Below are 17,562 nucleotides of genomic sequence, written 5' to 3' on the forward strand. Positions count from 1 at the left end.
ACGTACGCCGGTCTTCTTACAATCGCAGACGTCGTGCGTGCGCTGCGCAGACCGCCACCAAGACCTCGCCGCCGACCGAATGAAACGCTACTGGGAAATAGACGCCTTGCGCGGGCTGATGCTCGTGCTGATGACCGTCACCCACCTGCCCACGCGGCTGACCGATCCGCTGGGTCAACCTTTTGGCTTCGTGTCGGCCGCCGAGGGCTTCGTCTTGCTGTCGGCCTTCGTGGCGGGGCTGGTCTACAGCCGCATCGGCCACGTGCGCGGCGTCGACTCGATGCGCCAGGCGTTCTGGCGCCGCGTGCTCAAGGTCTACCTGTGTCAGGCGGCGATCCTGCTCTTCTTGTTCACGGTGATTGCGGCGCTCGGCGTGCACATCGACCAGCCGGCGGTCAAGAACCTCGTCTCCTATTACCTGGCGGAGCCGCGCGACGGCTTCCTGTTCGGGCTGCTGCTGATCTACGAGCCGCCGCTGCTGGACATCCTGCCGATGTACATCTTCTTCATGCTCATGAGCCCCTGGGTGCTGGCCTTTGCCATGCGCCACGGCTGGACGCTCGTGATGGTGGCGAGCGCCACGGTCTGGGCGATGGCGCAGTTCGGACTCAGCGAATGGGTCTATGGGCTGGCCGTGCGCTACCTCGGCGTGCCGGTGCCGTTCCACGAGATGGGCGCCTTCAACACCTACGCCTGGCAGTTCCTGTGGTTCGCCGGCCTGTGCCTGGGCGCCAGCCGCAACGCGCCCGACGCGCGGCCGCTGCGCTTTCCGGCCTGGCTGCTGGTGCTGGCGGCGGGCATTGCGCTCTACGGTTTCTACTGGCGCCACACCGGCATCAACGGCCAGGCGCCGTTCGGCGGCGATGTGGAGATGAACCTGCTGTTCGACAAGTGGCAGCTCGGCCCGCTGCGGATCGTGAACCTCGTCGCCCTCGGCATCCTGGCGGTGGGCTTCGGGCCGTGGCTCATGCGCAAGATTCCGCGCCTGCACTGGCTCGAAGCCATGGGCTCGGCCTCGCTGCCGGTGTTCTGCGCGCACCTCGTGGCGGTGCTGCTGGTGCTGGCCTTCTACGGCGACAACCAGATGGCGCGGCCCTGGTGGGGCGACGGCCTGCTGCTGGCGACGGTGTTCGCGGGGATGTACTTCGTGGCGCGCTTCACGCGCGGCGCCGACGTGCCGCCGCCGGCGGACGATGTGCCTTCGGAGCCTGCGCCAGCGTAGGCGACAGCCCGAGGCCGCTCGATTTTTTGAGAAGAGGGAGAGGGCGATGATCGATTCCGTGGTTTGGAAACGTGCGTTGGCGGTTTGCGTGCTGGCGTGGGGCGCGGCGGCGCATTCGGCGCTGCCGGAGGCGGCGCAGCAGGACGTGCAGCGGCGGCTGGATTGCTATGCCGCGGCCAACCCGTCGACCTGCGAAATTGCACTCGCCGACAGCGGCTCTCCCTTCGGACGCGTGCATCGCGGCTGGTCGCTCATGATGGGTGTGGAGGTCGATGCAGCGACCCGTGCCCGTGCAATGGAAGACCTTCGATCCGCAGCAGCGGAAGGCTATACGCCCGCCTACGAATCCCTCGCGGTTCTTCTTAGGCGTGGTGCCGGTCGAAGCGAGAGCCTGCAGTGGCGCTGGCTGGCGGCCGAGCACGGTCACGCCGCTGCGGCAAAACACCTGAGTGGGTCCATCGACCTGGACGGGACAGACCGCCAATCGGCAGCCGACCGGATGTTCCTGTCGTGGGTCTACTGCCACCCGGCATCGTTCGACAGCGACGGTCCCGTGATGAGCCAATTGAACACGGCGCGCAAGGCCTCACCGGGCGCAGACCTGGCGCAGGTGATCGCTCAGGTCCACGCAAAGCGGCTCAACGAAGCCAAGGCGAAGGCCGAGAACTTCCTGGGCGGCTGCGTGGCGGGCGCCTACTACCTGGGCAGCCTGTCGCCCGACGACCAGGCCTGGGTGCGCAAGACGGTGCGCGCCCGCATGGTGCAGACGCTGAAGAACGTCAAGGAGGCGGTGCGCAAATTCCCCGACCTGGAGCTGCTCACGCTTCCCGAATACCAGGACCTGCTGCCGCCGCCCTGATCAGGGCGCGTTGGAAGGCGAGACCGGCACCGAAGGCGGCATCGGCAGATGCGGCGCCACCACCGACTGCCACAGCCGGTAGCCCTCGTCCGTCAGGTGCAGGCGGTCGCCGCGGAACAGCTCGGGGCGCGGGCGGCCATCGGCGCCGAGCATCGGCGTGTGGATGTCGATGTACTCGCTGTTGGGCAGCAGGTTCAGGTAGGCCGAGATCACGTGGTTGGTCTCGCGGATCTGCGGCATCAGCTGCTCGCGCGACGGGCTGGGCTTGACCGAGATGAAGCTGATGCGCACGTCGGGCAGCTCGGCGCGCACCGTGTTGGCAAAGCGCGCGAAGCTGTCGAGCACCTGCAGCGGCGTGCGGCCTTCGGCCAGGTCGTTGTCGCCGGCATAGAGCACCACCTGCCGGGGCTTGTAGCGCACCACGAGATCGCGCGCGAACAGGGCGCAGTCGGCCAACGTCGAGCCGCCGAAGCCGCGGTTGACGATGCCGCCCGGCACGCGGGAAAAGTCCTGCGACAGGCGGGTCCACATGCGCACGGTCGAGCTGCCCACGAACACCACGCCGCCGGGTTGCGGAAAGCGCTCCTGGTCGGCGCGCGCGAAGGCGGCCAGCTCGTTGTGCCAGCGGGCCTTGGCGGCGAGGTACGCGGGGGCGGTGTCGGCGGCCGTCGAACCGTCGGCTTCGTAGGGGAAGGCGGCGGCCGCGGTCTGGGCCTGGGCGGTGAAGGCAGCGGTTGCCAGCAGCAAAGCGGCGGTGGCCGCCAGTGCGGATTTCATCGAAGGCATCGGAAGGAAGACGAAAGCGGAGAAATTCAGGACAGGGTCAGAGCGTTTTTTCGATCAGCGGGCCATGGAACAGCACCGGCCCGGTCGGGCCGCCCGCGCTCGGGACGCCGCCCTTGGGCTCCAGGCTGATCGCCAGCGCCGGCACGCGCACATCGGATTCCGAGGCGGCCAGCCGCAGCGCCGGTGCATTGTCCAGCACGCCGAGCGAGCGCGGCGCGCCGCCGGGCGGCAGCGCCCACAGCTGCAGCGACTTGTCGGTGCCTTCTCGGAAGGTGCCCACGCGCTGCAGCACCAGCTGCTTCTTCTTCGGGTCGAAGGTCACGAGCATGGAGGCGGCGGCCTTGTCGTCGGACAGCACGGCCACGTACTGCACGGCGGGCGCGTTGATCAGCTGCTCGCGCAGGTTCAGGCCCACGCCCACGGCCAGCACGGCCACGAGCGCGCCGGCCGCGGCGGCGCCGCGCCACAGCGCGAGGCTGCGCAGCCAGCCGCCGGTGGTGGTCAACGGTGCGGTGATGGGCGTGGCGGCGTCGCGCTGCCGCGCGAGGGCCTGCTGCGCCTGCTCGGCGTCGATCAGGTTGCGGATGCGGGTCCAGACGGCCGGGTCGGGCGTGACCGGCTGTTGCAGCTCGGTCATGCCGGCCAGCCGGCCCTGCCAGACCAGCGCGGCGGCGCGCACAGGCGCCTGCTCGCGCGCCAGGGTTTCGAAGCGGCGGCGGGCGCCGCCGCGCAGCGTGCCGAGCGCATGGCTCGCAGCCAGCAGTTCGAGCAGTTCGGGGTGGGCAAGGAGGTTCATGGGGCGGGTCTCGTGGTCAGGCGAAGCGGCCCATGCAGGTGCGCAGCTTGTCGAGCCCGCGCCGGATCCAGGTCTTCACGGTGCCCAGCGGCAGCTTGAGCTGGTCGGCGAGTTCGCTGTGGCTCAGCTCGCGCAGGTAGGCCAGGCTGACCACCTCGCGCTGGCGGCCCTCGAGCTGGCTCAGGCACTGGTGCAGCGCCCAGGCCTGCTCGCTCGCATCGGCCATGTCGGCCGGGTTGGGCGTGTCGGATTCGAAGGTGTCGGCCATCAGCTCGTCGAATTCCTGCGTGAGCTGGGCGCGGTCGGCGGTGCGGCGGCGCAGCAGGTCGAGCGAACGGCTGCGCACGATGAGCCCCAGCCAGGCCAGCGGCGGACTCAGCGAGGCGCGGTAGTCGCCGGCCACGCGCCAGACGGTGAGAAAGGACTCCTGCAGCACGTCTTCGGCCCATTCGCGCTGGCGCACCACGCGCATCGCCAGGCCCATGAGCCGTGGCGAGGTGCGGTCGTACAGCTGCCGCAGGGCGGCTTCGTCGCGATGGCCGATCCGGTCGATCAGCGCCATCAGTTCGGCGTCGGGGCTGGGTGCGGTCATCGGCGGATTGTGGGGCATCGGTGCGCATGCCCCAGGTACGGCCCGGCCGCGTCGGCGGATTCAGCGCGACCCGTGTGAATCCAACGGGCGTCGGGCTGCGTACAGGGGGCAGGGGGGCGTCGACATGCAGAACTCCAGACGGCGGCTCTTTCTTTTTCACCACCGATCAGACACCAAGGAAACGACCATGCACATCCGCACCCTGACCGTCCTGGCTTCCACCCTTGCAGCGGCGCTTGGCCTGGCCGCCTGTTCCGGCATGGGCGCCAAGCCCCTGCCGATGTTCTCGCAGGCCAGCCTGCCCGACGCCGTGAAGGTGCCCGCCGGCCACCGCGTGGCCATGGAAACCGTGGGTGCCGGCGACATCACCTACGAATGCCGCGCCAAGGCCAACACGCCGGGCGAGCACGAATGGGTGTTCGTCGGCCCCGACGCCAAGTTGATGGACCGCGCCGGCAAGCAGGTCGGCAAATACTACGGACCGCCCGCCACCTGGGAGAACGCAGACGGCTCGAAGGTCACGGCCACGCAGGTGGCGGTGGCGCCGAACGGCACCGGCAACATTCCCCACCAGCTGGTGAAGGCCAACCCCGCCACCGGCATGGGCGCCATGCAGGGCGTGAGCTACATCCAGCGCGTCGCCACGCAGGGCGGCGTGGCCCCCGCTGCGACCTGTGGCGCCACGAACATGGGCCAGAAACAGGTCGTGAAGTACCAGGCCGACTACATCTTCTACCGCGCCATCTAAGGCCGGCTGAGCCCCCGCCGCGTCGCCGTCTGGAAACATTCGGCAACGTATACTGCGCCGCAAAACGGAGTGGGACCGCGTGCGCGCGGGGGCGGGAATGAAGCAAATTGCGATCGTGATCGCGCTCTGCGTGGGCGCGTGGTTCTTCTTTGTCGGCGGCCGCAAGCTCGACGAGGCGATGGTGCGCGACTACTACCAGAAAGACGCCCACGCCATCTACTCGCGCGACGCCGACGCGATCTGCAAGAAGCTCAGCCGCAAGGCGGTGATCGAGAGCAAGGTCACGGCCATGGGCCGCACCCTCGAGACCACTCAGAACCGCGACGAAGCCTGCGACTCGGTGAAGGAAAACATCGAGCTGTTTCGCACCGTCGGCGACCGCATGGGCGGCATCCTCACCATCGAGTACGACTACCACATCGACAGCATCGAGCTGGCCACCGACCGCAAGAGCGCCACTGTCTCGGGCACCAGCGTGCTGAAGATGGGCGAGTCGGTGCTGCAGTACAAAAGCAATTTCACCCAGCGCCTGGAGCGCGAACTCGGCCAGATGCGCCTCGTGCATTCCAACGGCGTCACCGTGGTGCGCCTGGGCGGCGCGGGCGCGATGAGCCAGAGCGATTTCTTCCGCAAGTAGCCGCAGCCGCAGAACAGGCCCCGCCATGATCGACCGCGACTCCCTGCCGCCGCCCCCGCCGTTCTGGCACCGCCTCAACAGTTTTTTCGCCTTTCCGCTCCAGCTGCGGCCGCTGGCCTACGGGCTGGTGCTGTCGTTCTGCAGCCTGCTGTTCGAGGCCGTGTTCTTCCTGCCCGACGCGCTGGCGTTCATCGTCATCGAGGTCGGCATCATCCTGGCGGCCAGCCGCTACGGCTTCAAGGTCATTGCGCTGGGCGCGCGCGGCATCCGCGATTCGGCCGACTTCGGGCGTGAATCGAGCGACGAGTGGACCTACCTGCCGTGGAAGCTCTTCGCCATCTCGCTGGTGCAGACGATGCTCATCGGCTGGCTCGCGTGGTACGAGCCGGTGCTGGGCACGGTGGGGCTGTTCATCATGTCCTTCACCTTCCCGGCCGCAGTGATCGTGCTGGTGCAGTCGGGCAGCTTCTTCCAGGCCATGAACCCCGCGCATGTGATGGACGCGATGCGCACCATCGGCTGGCCTTACGCGCTGCTGTGCTTCTTCTTGTTCCTGCTGAGCACGGGCGCGCAGGTGGCGATCTCGATGGTGTTGCCGGTGTTCGACGGGCGCATCGTGCTGCCGATCGTCAACTTCGCGTTCATCTACTTCGGCTGGGTGATGGCGAGCCTGCTGGGCTACGTGATGTACCAGCACCACGACGCCTTCGGCATCGACCTCGTGCCCGGCGCGGGCGCCGACGAGGGCGCGCCGGCCGACCGCCGCACGCCCGCGCAGATCGCCGCGCAGCGCACCGACGCCGAGGTCGCGCAATGCATCACCGACGGCGACCTGGCCGCTGCATTGGGCATTGCCTACGAGGCGCAGCGCACCGCCGACGCCGACGACCTGGCCGCGCAGCGCCGCTACCACCGCGTGCTGGCGCTCATGCCCGACAAGAAGGACACGCTGTTCGACCACGCGCGCCGCTTCATTCCGCTGTTGATGCGGCGCGACCTCACGTCGGACGCGCTGAAAGTCTTCAAGGCCTGCCGCGCGATCGACAAGACGTTCGTGCTCGACGACCCGGCCATGGTCATCGCCATGGCCCGCGCCGAATGGCGCGGCGGCGACGCCCACGGCACGTTGGCGCTGCTGTCGGGCTTCGACAAGCGCTTCCGCGGCCACGCGGCGATTCCGCAGGCCTACGAGCTGGCGGCCCGCGTGCTGGTGCAGGGGCTGGGTCGCACGGACATGGCGCAGCCGATCCTGACGACGCTCGAAGCCCGTTACCCGGAGAGCGAGCAGACGCAGGAAGTGCGCTGGCTGCTGCGGCCGGCGGCCTGACGGGAGACCGGCGAGCGGATCAAGGCAAAATTCCGCACGCCGCGCCGGCCGGACCTGCGGACCCGCCTCCCATGCCGCCCCTCACGCCCGAACCGTCCCTTCCTGCTCCTTCATCTCCATCGCCGGTGCGCTCCCGCCGCCGCGCGCTGGTGGCCTGGGCGGCTGTCCTTGCACTGGTCTTGCTGCTGATCGCCGTGGCCGGCCAGTGGGCCGCGCGGCGCGAGGCGAACTTCCAGGCCGATTCGATCCGCCGCGCCATGGAAGTGCACGTGCTCGGCCTGCGCGACGCCGCCGGCAAGTACGGCTACCTGCCGTTCACCGCCGGCATGCACCCCGACGTGCTCGCCGTGCTGGCCCGTCCGCAGGACCCCGCCACGCGACAGCGCGCCAACCACTACATCGAGGAAGTGAACCGCCTCGCGGGCTCCGACGCGCTGTACCTGACCGACCCGCAAGGCCTCACGCTGGCCGCGAGCAACTGGGCCACGCCGCAGAGCTTTGTCGGCGAGTCGTACGCCAACCGGCCGTACTTTCTCGACGCGCGGGCCGGGCGCCACGGCCTGTTCTACGGCGTGGGCCAGACCACGGGCGAGCCGGGGCTGTTCATGTCGGCGCCGGTGCGTGCCGAGGGCGGTGGGGGCGAGGTGCTGGGTGTGATTACCGTCAAGGTGAGCCTGCGCCAGCTGCACGACGCTTGGGCCTTCGTGCGCGATCCGATCTTGTTGACCGACGCGCGCGGCATCGTGTTCCTGAGCTCGGTGCCGGGCTGGATGTACCAGGCCACGCGGCCGCTGAGCCCCGCCGACCTGGCCGGCATCGAACACGACCAGCAGTACGGCACGCGCACCCGCTTCGCGCCGTTGCCGTGGCGTGTCGAGCCCATCGAGGACGCGCCCGGCTACCTGGTGCGCACGACGGTCGGCGGCAAGGCGCGCCGCTTTCTCGCCGTCGACGAGCCCTTGCCCGACCTGGGCTGGACCCTGACGGTGATGGCCGACCACGCCGAAGTCACCCGCGCGCGCGAGCGCACCTGGATGCTCGGCCTGCTGGGCGCCGGAGTGCTGCTTCTGGGCGCGCTGTACTGGCGGCTGCGCGAGCGCCGCTTTGCCGAGCAGCGCGACGCGCGGCGCGACCTCGAGCTGCGCGTGCGCGAGCGCACCCATGAGCTGGACCAGGCCCACGCCTTCCGCAAGGCGATGGAAGACTCGCTGCTGGTCGGCATGCGCGCACGCGACCTGCAGGGCCGCATCATCTACGTCAACCCGGCCTTCTGCGAGATGACCGGCTACGGCGCCGACGAGCTGCTGGGGCGGCTGCCGCCGTACCCCTACTGGCACCCCGACGACGTGACCCAGCACTGGTTCCACTACGAGGCCATGATGAGCGGACAGCCCGCGCGCTCCGGCTTCGAATCGCGCCTGCGGCACCGCGACGGGCACGAGGTCATCACCATGGTCTACACCGCGAGGCTCATCGACGCCGACGGCCGGCACAGCGGCTGGATGAGTTCGGTGGTCGACATCACCGAGCAGAAGCGCGCCGAGCTGCGCCAGCGCCAGAACGACGAGCAGCTGCAGCATGCGCAGCGCCTGGCCAGCCTGGGCGAGATGGCGTCCACGCTGGCCCACGAACTCAACCAGCCGCTGATGGCGTTGAGCAATTTCGCCAGCGCTGCCAAGGCCTTCGCCGAGCAGGGCAACCAGCCGCTGCTGGCCAGCAGCCTCGACGAGACCGTGGCGCAGGCCAAGCGCAGCGCCGAGATCGTGCGGCGCATCCGCGGCTTCGTGCGCCAGCGCACCGCCGGCACTGAAGACTGCGCGGTGGCCGCGCTGGTGGCCAACGTGCTGGCGCTGCTGCAGGGCGAGATGCGCCAGCGGCAGGTGCGCGCCGAGGTGCGCGTGGCGCCCGCGCTGCCGCCGGTGCGCGGCGACCGCGTGCTGCTCGAGCAGGTGCTGCTGAACCTGCTGTCGAACAGCCTGCAGGCGATGGAGCAGGGCACGCCGCCCGACCGGCGCGTGGTCGAGGTCGAGGCCGAACTGTGTGAGGGACGCGTGCACATCCGCATCGCCGACCACGGCCCCGGCATCGATGCGGCGCTGGCCGAGCAGGTCTTCGCGCCGTTCTTCACCACCAAGGCCGGCGGCCTCGGACTGGGCCTGAACATCTGCCGCACCATCGTGGAGGCCCACCGCGGCCGGTTGTCGTTTGCTGACCGGCCCGGCGGCGGCACGGTCTTCACCCTCGAACTGGAGGCTTCCCCGTGAACGCACCCCTGCTTGCCAACCACCTGTGCGTCGTCGACGACGACGAGGCCGTGCGCCGTTCTCTGGGCCTGCTGCTGCTGTCGCGCGGCCACGCGGTGCAGGCCTTTGCCTCGGGCGAGGCCTTTCTGGCGGGCGCCGACCTGCAGCGCCCGGGCTGCGCCATCCTCGACCTGCGCATGGAGGGCATGAGCGGCCTGCAGGTGTTCGACGCGCTGCGCGCGCAGGACAGCCCGCTGGTCGTGATCTTCCTGTCCGGCCACGGCGACATCCCGATGGCCGTCGAGGCGGTGCAGAACGGCGCCTTCGGCTGGCTGGAGAAACCCTGCAACGACGAGCGGCTGCTCGACAGCATCGCCAAGGCGCTGCAGAAAGCCGAAGAGGTCGCCGTGCGCCGCCAGGCCCGGCAGGCCGCGCAGGCGCTATGGGCCAAGCTCACGCCGCGCGAGATGCAGGTCGCGCGTCTCGTGGCCGAAGGCCTGCCCAACAAACGCATCGCGCAGGAACTCGCGCCGCTTGAGCTGCGCACGGTGGAAACGCACCGGGCGCACATGTTCGCGAAGCTGGGTTTTTCGAGCAGCCTGGAGTTGGATCGGTTTTTGCGCGAGCATGGGCTCTAGAGCCTAGGGTTTACCCCTGCGTACGGGTACGCAGTCCCGCGGCGGGGGCCTACGGACGACAGCGCGCCCCCGGCGGACCAGACTCCCCGGCACGGCTTTCCGCGGGCTTCGCGGGGGCTGAAGCCAGAGACAAGGACCCCCTCGCATGACCGCCATTGCCAGCAGCAGCACGAGCGCCGGCGCTTCCAGCCCGGACGCGACCAGCGACAACCACACCCCCTACACCTTCGAGGAAAAGCGCAAGCGCATCTTCGCCATCTTTGCCGCCTCGTCGGGCAACCTGGTGGAGTGGTTCGACTTCTACGTCTACGCCTTCTGCGCGATCTACTTCGCGCCCTCGTTCTTCCCCAAGTCGGACCCGACGGTCCAGCTGTTGAACACCGCCGGCGTGTTCGCCGCCGGCTTCCTGATGCGCCCGATCGGCGGTTGGATCTTCGGCCGGCTGGCCGACCGCAAGGGCCGCAAGACGTCGATGGTGACCTCGGTCGTCATGATGTGCGTGGGCTCGCTGATCATTGCGTGCCTGCCCACCTACGCGCAGATCGGCGCCTGGGCGCCCGCGCTGCTGCTGGCCGCGCGCCTGCTGCAGGGCCTGTCGGTCGGCGGCGAGTACGGCACCACCGCCACCTACATGAGCGAAGTGGCGATGCGCGGCCAGCGCGGCTTCTTTTCGTCGTTCCAGTACGTCACGCTGATCGGCGGCCAGCTGCTGGCCGTGGTGGCCGTGGTGGTGCTGCAGCAGCTGCTCACCGAGGCCGAGCTCAAGGCCTGGGGCTGGCGCATTCCCTTCGTGCTGGGCGCCCTGGCCGCCGTCGTGGCGCTGATGCTGCGCCGCACGCTGACCGAGACCGCCAGCACCAAGACCCGCGCCGCCAAGGGCGCCGGCAGCGTGGCCGAACTGTTCAAGCACCACAAGCGCGCCTTCCTGGTGGTGCTGGGCTACACGGCCGGCGGCTCGCTGATCTTCTACACCTTCACCACCTACATGCAGAAGTACCTGGTGAACTCGGCCGGCATGTCGATCAAGACCGCCAGCAACGTGATGACGGCTTGCCTCTTCCTGTACATGTGCATGCAGCCGCTGTTCGGCGCGCTGTCGGACCGCATCGGCCGGCGCAGCAACATGCTGCTGTTCGGCGCCCTGGGCATGCTGATGACGGTGCCCGTGCTGAGCAACCTGCAAAGCGTGAGCAGCCCGCTGGTGGCCGGCGTGCTGATCACGCTGGCGCTGGCGGTGGTGAGCTTCTACACCTCGATCAGCGGCATCGTGAAGGCCGAGATGTTCCCGCCCGAAGTGCGCGCGCTGGGCGTGGGCCTGTCGTACGCGGTGGGCAACGCCATCTTCGGCGGCAGCGCCGAGTACGTGGCGCTGGGCCTGAAGTCGATCGGCCACGAGTCGTACTTCTACTGGTACGTGACGGCGATGATGGGCGTGGCCTTCCTGGTCAGCCTGCTGCTGCCGAAGCAGGCGACGTACCTGCACAACGACAAGTAAGCGCTGCGGCGCTTCGTCAACCGAACCCGGCCATGTGCCGGGTTTTTTTATGCGCGCTGCAACGCGCGCGTGACCATGTCGTTGGGCGCCAGCCGCAGCAGGTGCGGCAGCAGGCCCATCGCGCGCTCGCGTTCGCCCGCATGCAGCAGACCGTTGGCGCACACCGAGAGCGTGTCGGCCAGCTCGGGATGGTCGGGCGCGGTCTTCAGCAGGATGCGGCAGAGCTTGTCGGCATCGCCGAACTGGCGGATGCGCGCGAAGCGGCGCGCCAGCCGGGCCATGTCGTCGGGCTTCAGGCGCACGCCCGGCTTGGCCTGGTCGAGGTAGGTCGTGAAGCTGCTGTGCTGCAGCGCCAGCGTGTCTTCATCGGTGGCGGGCAGGCGGAAGATGCGGCGCGCGGCCTGATGGAAGTCGTCGCTGGCGGGCTGCAGGCGCGCGGTGTTGAACCAGGCGCGCAGCGTGTCGGCGTCGCCGGGGCGCAGGGCGGCGGCGGCGCGCCACTCGGCGCAGGCGGGCTCGAACTTCATCGCCGCCGACAGCTTGCGCGCCGCGGCCACGTGCTGGTCGAAGCGGTGGTCGTCGGTCACCATTTCCGACTTCACGGTCTCGGGCGTCTTCACGCGGCCCAGCCACATGGCGCCGGCCATCAGCGCGGCGCCCGTCAGCAGGCCGCCCAGGTGGGCCATGTAGCCGACGCCCTGGTCCCCCATCCATTGCTGCAGCAGCTCGTTGGCGATCCAGGCCGGCAGCAACAGCAGGGCGGGTGCGGTGACGTAGCTGAAATAGAAGAACAGCTGGTAGAAAAAGCGGATGCGCCGCAGCCGGTACATCACGGCGTACATGCCCATCAGCGCCGAGATCGCCCCCGAAGCGCCCAGGCCGTGGCCGCCGGCGCCGGCATAGGCCCAGCTGGCCAGCAGCGACGAGCCGACGGCGCCGAGCAGGTAGAAGCACAGGTAGGTGCCGCGCCCCAGCGCCAGTTCGACCGAGAAGCCGAACAGGAAGAGGAACAGCATGTTGCCCAGCAGGTGGCCGGTGTCGGCATGCAGGAAGGCGGCGGTGATCCAGGTCCAGGGCTTGAACGCGGCGCCCTTGTTCTGGTCGAGCGACCAGCGCTCGGTGAAAGGCGGGGGCAGCATCGCCTCGTACTGGCGGCGTTCGCGCTGCCACTCGTCGAAGCGCGGGTTCGCGGGCGTCACGACCTCGTCGGCGCGCAGCTTCTTCAGGAAGGGCTGGTCGTTCTGCAGCGCTTCGAGCAGCTGCGGGTAGGCCTCTTCATGCCGCAGCGCGCGGCGCGCCGTCTTGCCGCGCTTCGGGTCGGTCTTCTCGAGCCACTCGACGAAGGGTGGCAGCTCCAGTTCAGGCAGCACGCTCTGCACGTAGAACTGCGCCGCGCGCTCGCGGCCGTTGTCTTCGCTGCGCTGCGGACCCCAGAACACGATCATGTTCACGAGGATCAGCAGCACCGTCATCCACGGCGGGTTGTGCCAGCTCGGTTTGTTTTCGAGCGGGATGGCGTAGAACATGAAGTGCTTTCCCGCTCTGAAGTTCGCCGCTTACAGGCGGCCGCCGCCGGGCCGCCCCAAGGCGAGCCGCGCCTCCCCCCCGGGGGGTGGAGTTACAGGAGCGAAGCGAGTGAAAAGCCGGGGGGCCAACATTTCTAGCCCAGGCGGGCGCGGTGGCGGGCGACTTGCGCCTTCACTTGCACAGGCGCAGTACCGCCCAGCACGTTGCGGGCGTTGAGCGAGCCGCGCAGGCTCAGCACGTCGTACACGTCCTTCTCGATGTTCGGATTGAACTGCTGCAGCACCGACAGCGGCAGCTCCGACAGATCGACCTGGTGCGAGGTGGCGGCCTTCACGGCATGGGCCACGGTTTCGTGCGCGTCGCGGAAGGGCAGGCCCTTCTTCACGAGGTAGTCGGCCAGGTCGGTGGCGGTGGCGTAGCCGCGCAGCGCGGCGGCTTCCATGGCCTCGGGCTTGACGGTGATGCCGCCGATCATCTCGGCAAAGATGCGCAGGGTGTCCTTGAGCGTGTCGACGGTGTCGAACAGCGGCTCCTTGTCTTCCTGGTTGTCCTTGTTGTAGGCCAGCGGCTGGCCCTTCATGAGCGTGATGAGCGCCATCAGGTGGCCGACCACGCGGCCGGTCTTGCCGCGCGCCAGTTCGGGCACGTCGGGGTTTTTCTTCTGCGGCATGATCGACGAGCCCGTGGTGAAGCGGTCGGCGATGTTGATGAAGCTGAAGTTCTGGCTCATCCAGATGATGAGTTCTTCGCTCAGGCGGCTCACGTGCACCATGCACAGGCTGGCGGCGGCGGTGAACTCGATCGCGAAGTCGCGGTCGCTCACGGCGTCCAGGCTGTTCTGGCAGACGCTGTCCATCTTCAGGGTGCGCGCCACCAGTTCGCGGTCGAGCGGGTAGCTGGTGCCGGCCAGGGCGGCGGCACCCAGCGGCAGGCGGTTGACGCGGCGGCGCACCTCGCCCATGCGCTCGGCGTCGCGGCTGAACATTTCCACGTAGGCCAGCATGTGGTGGCCGAAGCTCACGGGCTGGGCCACCTGCAGGTGGGTGAAGCCGGGCAGGATCACCTCGACGTTCTTCTCGGCGATGTCCACCAGGGCCTTCTGCAGGTCGACCAGCAGGTCGCCGATGAGGTCGATTTCGCCGCGCAGCCACAGGCGCACGTCGGTGGCGACCTGGTCGTTGCGGCTGCGGCCGGTGTGCAGGCGCTTGCCGGCATCGCCGACCAGCTGGGTCAGGCGGGCCTCGATGTTCAGGTGCACGTCTTCGAGGTCGAGCTTCCATTCGAAGCTGCCGGCCTCGATCTCGCTGCGGATCTGCGTCATGCCGCGCTCGATGGCGGCGTGGTCCGTCACGCTGATGATGCCCTGGGCCGCGAGCATGCCGGCGTGCGCCAGCGAGCCCTCGATGTCGGCTTGCCACAGGCGCTTGTCGAAGAAGACGCTGGAGGTGTAGCGCTTCACCAGGTCGCTCATCGGTTCGGAGAACAGGGCCGACCAGGCTTCGGATTTCTTGTCGAGTTGGTTTTGGGTCATGGGAGCCGTCCAGGAAGGCAATAATGGGTTGGTCACCCGATGGATCTGATGTCTGCGATGCGCAACCCGGCGATTTTATCGGCCAGCTCCCCCTCCACGTCCGCTTCGTCGCCGGAACGCGTGCGCGCGCCCGTGCGCGGCGGCCCGGCGCTGTTCGACGCCTGCCAGATCGGCGTGGTGCTGCGCACCGTGGTGTTCGTCGAAGCGGTGGTGGCGGTGGCCACGCTGTTCGTGGTCGGCTCCTTCGGCGAATGGCTGGTGCAGGCGGCCACGGTCACGGGCGGCGCGCTGCCCGCCACGCTGCTGTGGCTGGTGGCGGCCTGCGGGCTCAAGAAGCAATTGCGGCGCCTGCCGCCCCCCGGGCAATACGCCGCGGGCGCCGTGCTGGGCGCCGTGGCCTCGCTCTATGGCTGCGGCCTGCTGCGCCTCACCGGCGTGATCGCCAGCGCCCCCTGGCTGGCCAGTGCGCTGGCCGGCGCGCTGTTCGCGGGGCTGGTGATGGCGGCCATGGTGCTGCGCGCGCGCGGCCAGACGCCGGCCGCGACCACGGCCCGGCTCGAAGAGCTGCAGTCGCGCATCCGCCCGCACTTTCTGTTCAACACGCTCAACAGCGCCATCGCGCTGGTGCGCGAGGAGCCCGCCAAGGCCGAGACCATGCTCGAAGACCTGGCCGAGCTGTTCCGCCAGGCGCTCACCGTGCCCGGCGAATCGGGCACGCTGGCCGACGAGATCGCGCTGGCCGAGCGCTACCTGGCCATCGAGCAGGTGCGCTTCGGCGACCGCCTGCGCATCCGCTGGGACCTCGATGCCGCCGCCAGCGACGCGCGGCTGCCGCCGCTGTTGCTGCAGCCGCTGGTCGAGAACGCCATCAAGCACGGCGTGGAGCCCAGCCCCGACGGCGGCAAGCTGCGCATCCGCACCGAGCGGCGCGGCGGCATGGTCGTGATCGAGGTGGTCAACAGCCTGCCGCCGCTGCGCTGGGCCGACGAGCCGCTGCCGCGCGGCCACGGCATCGCACTGGACAACGTGCGCGAACGGCTGCGCCTCTTGCACGACATGCAGATGCAGTTCAGCGCCGGCATGGACCAGAAGAACTACCGCGTACGCATCGCGATTCCCGCAGACTCCGCCGAATCCCCATGAGCCTCAAGACCCTGATCGTTGACGACGAAGCCCTGGCCCGGTCGCGCCTGCGCACGCTGCTGCGCGACTGCACTTCGCCCGCCGCCGAGGTGACGGCCGAGGCCGCGCAGGGCGAAGAGGCGCTGGCGCACCTGGCCGCGATGGACCTCGACCTGGTGCTGCTCGACGTGCACATGCCCGGCGTCGACGGCATCGAGGTGGCGCGCGCGTTGCGCAGCCGGCCCGACGCGCCGGCCGTGGTGTTCGTGACGGCGCATGCCAGCCACGCGGTCACGGCCTTCGAGCTGGAGGCGGTCGACTACCTCACCAAGCCCGTGCGCGCCGAGCGGCTGCAGCAGGCGCTGCAGAAGGCCGAGCGCTTCCTGAAAGAGCGCCGCGCCGCCCAGCCGGCCGCCGAGGCCACGCCCGAGTCCGTGCTGATCCAGGACCGGGGCCGCGCCGAGCGCGTGCCGCTGTCCGAGGTGCTCTACCTCAAGTCCGAATACAAGTACCTCACGGTGCGCACCGCCACGCGCAGCCACATCCTCGACGGCTCGCTCAACGATTTCGAGGAGCGCTACCCGAACCGCTTCTTGCGCGTGCACCGCAACGCGCTGGTGGCGCGCGCGGCGATCCGCGCACTCGAGCGCTACGACGACGGCGAGGACGCCGAAGGCTGGGCGCTGCGGCTCGATTCGGTGCCCGAGCCCGTGGCGGTGTCGCGCCGCCAGCTGGCCGCGGTGCGCGAGATGCTGAAGGAATCGCGATGACCGACGAAGTCCCGGCCGGCCCCAAGCCCGCGCCCGAACGGCCCGTGGCCGCTGAAGAACCGCTGCCTGCGCCCGCGCCGGTGCCGCCGCCGCCGGCCGAACCTGCCGAACCCGCTGCGCCGGTCGAGCCGAAGGAGGACGCGACGACCTCCGCCCTGCGCAAGCGCTTCGTGCTGCACATGCCGGTCGACGTGCGCAGCGCCTCGCTCGTCGTGCTGGCCGTGCTCGCCAGCGTGTTCGCGTTGCGCTGGGGGCAGGCCGTGTTCGTGCCGCTGATGCTGAGCCTGCTGCTGAACTACGCGCTGTCGCCGCTGGTCGAGCGCTTGCACAGCTGGTACGTGCCGCGCTGGATCGGCGCGGCGGTGATCCTGCTGGGCCTGTTCGGCGGGCTCGGGTGGACCGGCTATTCGCTCTCGGGCAGCGCCTCGCAGCTGCTCGACTCACTGCCGGTCGCCGCGCAGAAGCTCGGCCAGGCCATGCGCCGCAACAAGAACGCCAGCGCCACGCCACTCGACAGCGTGCAGCAGGCCGCCGCCCAGCTCGAGAAAGCGGCCGAGGAAAACTCCGCGCGCGTCGCCTCGCGCAAGGGCGTGGCGCGCGTCGTCATCGAACGGCCAGGTTTCAACGTGCGCGACTACCTGGTGAGCGGCACGGTCGGCCTGCTCAACGCGATGGGGCAGCTGACGCTGGTGGCTTTTCTCACCTACTTCGCGCTGTGTTCGGGCGACACCTTCCGGCGCAAGCTCATCAAGATCACCGGGCCCAGCCTGCAGAAGAAGAAGGTCACGGTGCACGTGCTGGACGACATCACGCGCAACATCGAACGCTACTTGCTGGTGCAGATCCTGGTGAGCGCGCTGGTGGGGCTCACCACCGGCCTCGCGTTCTGGCTCCTCGGCGTGGAGAACGCGGCCGTGTGGGGAATCATCGCGGCCGTGACCAACCTCATTCCGTACATCGGCTCGGTGATCGTGCTGGTGGCGGCGGGGCTCATGGCCTTCCTGCAGTTCGGCAGCATCGAGATGGCGCTGCTGGTGGGCGGCGTCTCACTGGCCATCCACACCGTGGTCGGCAACCTGCTGATGCCCTGGCTCACGAGCCGCACCAGCCGCATGAACCCGGTGGCGGTGTTCGTGGGCGTGATCTTCTGGGGCTGGCTGTGGGGCATCTGGGGGCTGCTGCTGGGCATCCCGATCACCATGGTCATCAAGTCGATCTGCGACCGGGTGGAAGACCTGCAGCCGATCGGCGAGCTGCTGGGCGAATAGC

The 17,562-nt window shown here is 69.2% G+C and carries 16 protein-coding genes; 11 read left to right on the plus strand and 5 right to left on the minus strand.

Annotated features, from left to right (window positions below):
* Positions 1-79 precede the first annotated feature (79 nt).
* Together opgC and CY658_RS32595 are read left to right on the plus strand one after the other, a co-directional pair.
* Positions 80-1,222: an OpgC domain-containing protein gene (opgC, locus tag CY658_RS27780; RefSeq protein WP_101493257.1), complete on the plus strand. Its 1,143-nt coding sequence runs from the start codon at positions 80-82 to the stop codon at positions 1,220-1,222.
* Positions 1,223-1,268: 46 nt separating this feature from the next.
* The gene (locus CY658_RS32595; RefSeq protein WP_143713803.1) at positions 1,269-2,081 is read left to right on the plus strand and encodes a hypothetical protein; all 813 of its coding nucleotides are present in this window, start codon (positions 1,269-1,271) and stop codon (positions 2,079-2,081) included.
* Here the strand turns inward: CY658_RS32595 and CY658_RS27790 are convergent, their stop codons facing one another.
* The 3 genes from CY658_RS27790 to CY658_RS27800 are packed head-to-tail and all read right to left on the minus strand — an operon-like array spanning position 2,082 to position 4,255.
* Positions 2,082-2,858, minus strand: a complete 777-nt coding sequence (locus CY658_RS27790) for an SGNH/GDSL hydrolase family protein (protein WP_101493339.1) — start codon at positions 2,856-2,858, stop codon at positions 2,082-2,084.
* A 46-nt stretch (positions 2,859-2,904) separates the two neighbouring features.
* Complete coding sequence (locus CY658_RS27795; protein ID WP_101493259.1) at positions 2,905-3,663, minus strand: anti-sigma factor; 759 nt, start codon at positions 3,661-3,663, stop codon at positions 2,905-2,907.
* A gap of 16 nt (positions 3,664-3,679) precedes the next feature.
* Positions 3,680-4,255: an RNA polymerase sigma factor gene (locus CY658_RS27800; protein ID WP_257885008.1), complete on the minus strand. Its 576-nt coding sequence runs from the start codon at positions 4,253-4,255 to the stop codon at positions 3,680-3,682.
* A gap of 187 nt (positions 4,256-4,442) precedes the next feature.
* Here CY658_RS27800 and CY658_RS27805 point away from each other — a divergent pair, with 187 nt between their 5' ends.
* The 6 genes from CY658_RS27805 to CY658_RS27830 all read left to right on the plus strand — a co-directional run bounded on the left by CY658_RS27805 (position 4,443) and on the right by CY658_RS27830 (position 11,343).
* Positions 4,443-5,003 carry a DUF3455 domain-containing protein gene (locus CY658_RS27805; RefSeq protein ID WP_101493261.1) on the plus strand — a complete coding sequence of 187 codons (561 nt, stop codon included), beginning with the start codon at positions 4,443-4,445 and terminating at the stop codon, positions 5,001-5,003.
* A gap of 97 nt (positions 5,004-5,100) precedes the next feature.
* The gene (locus CY658_RS27810) at positions 5,101-5,640 is read left to right on the plus strand and encodes a hypothetical protein (protein WP_101493262.1); all 540 of its coding nucleotides are present in this window, start codon (positions 5,101-5,103) and stop codon (positions 5,638-5,640) included.
* Positions 5,641-5,665: 25 nt separating this feature from the next.
* Complete coding sequence (locus CY658_RS27815; protein WP_101493263.1) at positions 5,666-6,967, plus strand: hypothetical protein; 1,302 nt, start codon at positions 5,666-5,668, stop codon at positions 6,965-6,967.
* A gap of 71 nt (positions 6,968-7,038) precedes the next feature.
* Entirely contained in the window at positions 7,039-9,231 is a 2,193-nt protein-coding gene (locus tag CY658_RS27820; protein WP_101493264.1) for an ATP-binding protein, read from the plus strand.
* On the plus strand, positions 9,228-9,848 hold the full coding sequence (locus CY658_RS27825; RefSeq protein ID WP_101493265.1) for a response regulator transcription factor: 621 nt from the start codon (positions 9,228-9,230) through the stop codon (positions 9,846-9,848). The genes CY658_RS27820 and CY658_RS27825 overlap by 4 nt, the downstream gene beginning before the upstream one ends.
* A 145-nt stretch (positions 9,849-9,993) precedes the next feature.
* Positions 9,994-11,343, plus strand: a complete 1,350-nt coding sequence (locus CY658_RS27830; RefSeq protein WP_099795530.1) for an MFS family transporter — start codon at positions 9,994-9,996, stop codon at positions 11,341-11,343.
* A gap of 47 nt (positions 11,344-11,390) precedes the next feature.
* Here the strand turns inward: CY658_RS27830 and CY658_RS27835 are convergent, their stop codons facing one another.
* Together CY658_RS27835 and argH are read right to left on the minus strand one after the other, a co-directional pair.
* Positions 11,391-12,869, minus strand: a complete 1,479-nt coding sequence (locus tag CY658_RS27835) for a rhomboid family protein (protein ID WP_101493266.1) — start codon at positions 12,867-12,869, stop codon at positions 11,391-11,393.
* Positions 12,870-13,003: 134 nt separating this feature from the next.
* Positions 13,004-14,401 carry an argininosuccinate lyase gene (gene argH, locus CY658_RS27840; RefSeq protein WP_101493267.1) on the minus strand — a complete coding sequence of 466 codons (1,398 nt, stop codon included), beginning with the start codon at positions 14,399-14,401 and terminating at the stop codon, positions 13,004-13,006.
* A gap of 57 nt (positions 14,402-14,458) precedes the next feature.
* On the opposite strand from argH, the gene CY658_RS27845 reads away from it, so the two are divergent.
* The 3 genes from CY658_RS27845 to CY658_RS27855 are packed head-to-tail and all read left to right on the plus strand — an operon-like array spanning position 14,459 to position 17,561.
* Complete coding sequence (locus tag CY658_RS27845; protein WP_101493340.1) at positions 14,459-15,544, plus strand: sensor histidine kinase; 1,086 nt, start codon at positions 14,459-14,461, stop codon at positions 15,542-15,544.
* Positions 15,541-16,293 (plus strand): LytR/AlgR family response regulator transcription factor, encoded by a 753-nt coding sequence (locus CY658_RS27850; protein WP_101493268.1) that lies wholly within the window; start codon positions 15,541-15,543, stop codon positions 16,291-16,293. Before CY658_RS27845 ends, CY658_RS27850 begins: the two co-directional genes overlap by 4 nt.
* Positions 16,290-17,561 (plus strand): AI-2E family transporter, encoded by a 1,272-nt coding sequence (locus tag CY658_RS27855; protein ID WP_101493269.1) that lies wholly within the window; start codon positions 16,290-16,292, stop codon positions 17,559-17,561. The genes CY658_RS27850 and CY658_RS27855 overlap by 4 nt, the downstream gene beginning before the upstream one ends.
* Position 17,562 lies beyond the last annotated feature (1 nt).

The organism is Variovorax sp. RO1 (genome assembly GCF_002849325.1).
Lineage (GTDB): Bacteria > Pseudomonadota > Gammaproteobacteria > Burkholderiales > Burkholderiaceae_C > Variovorax.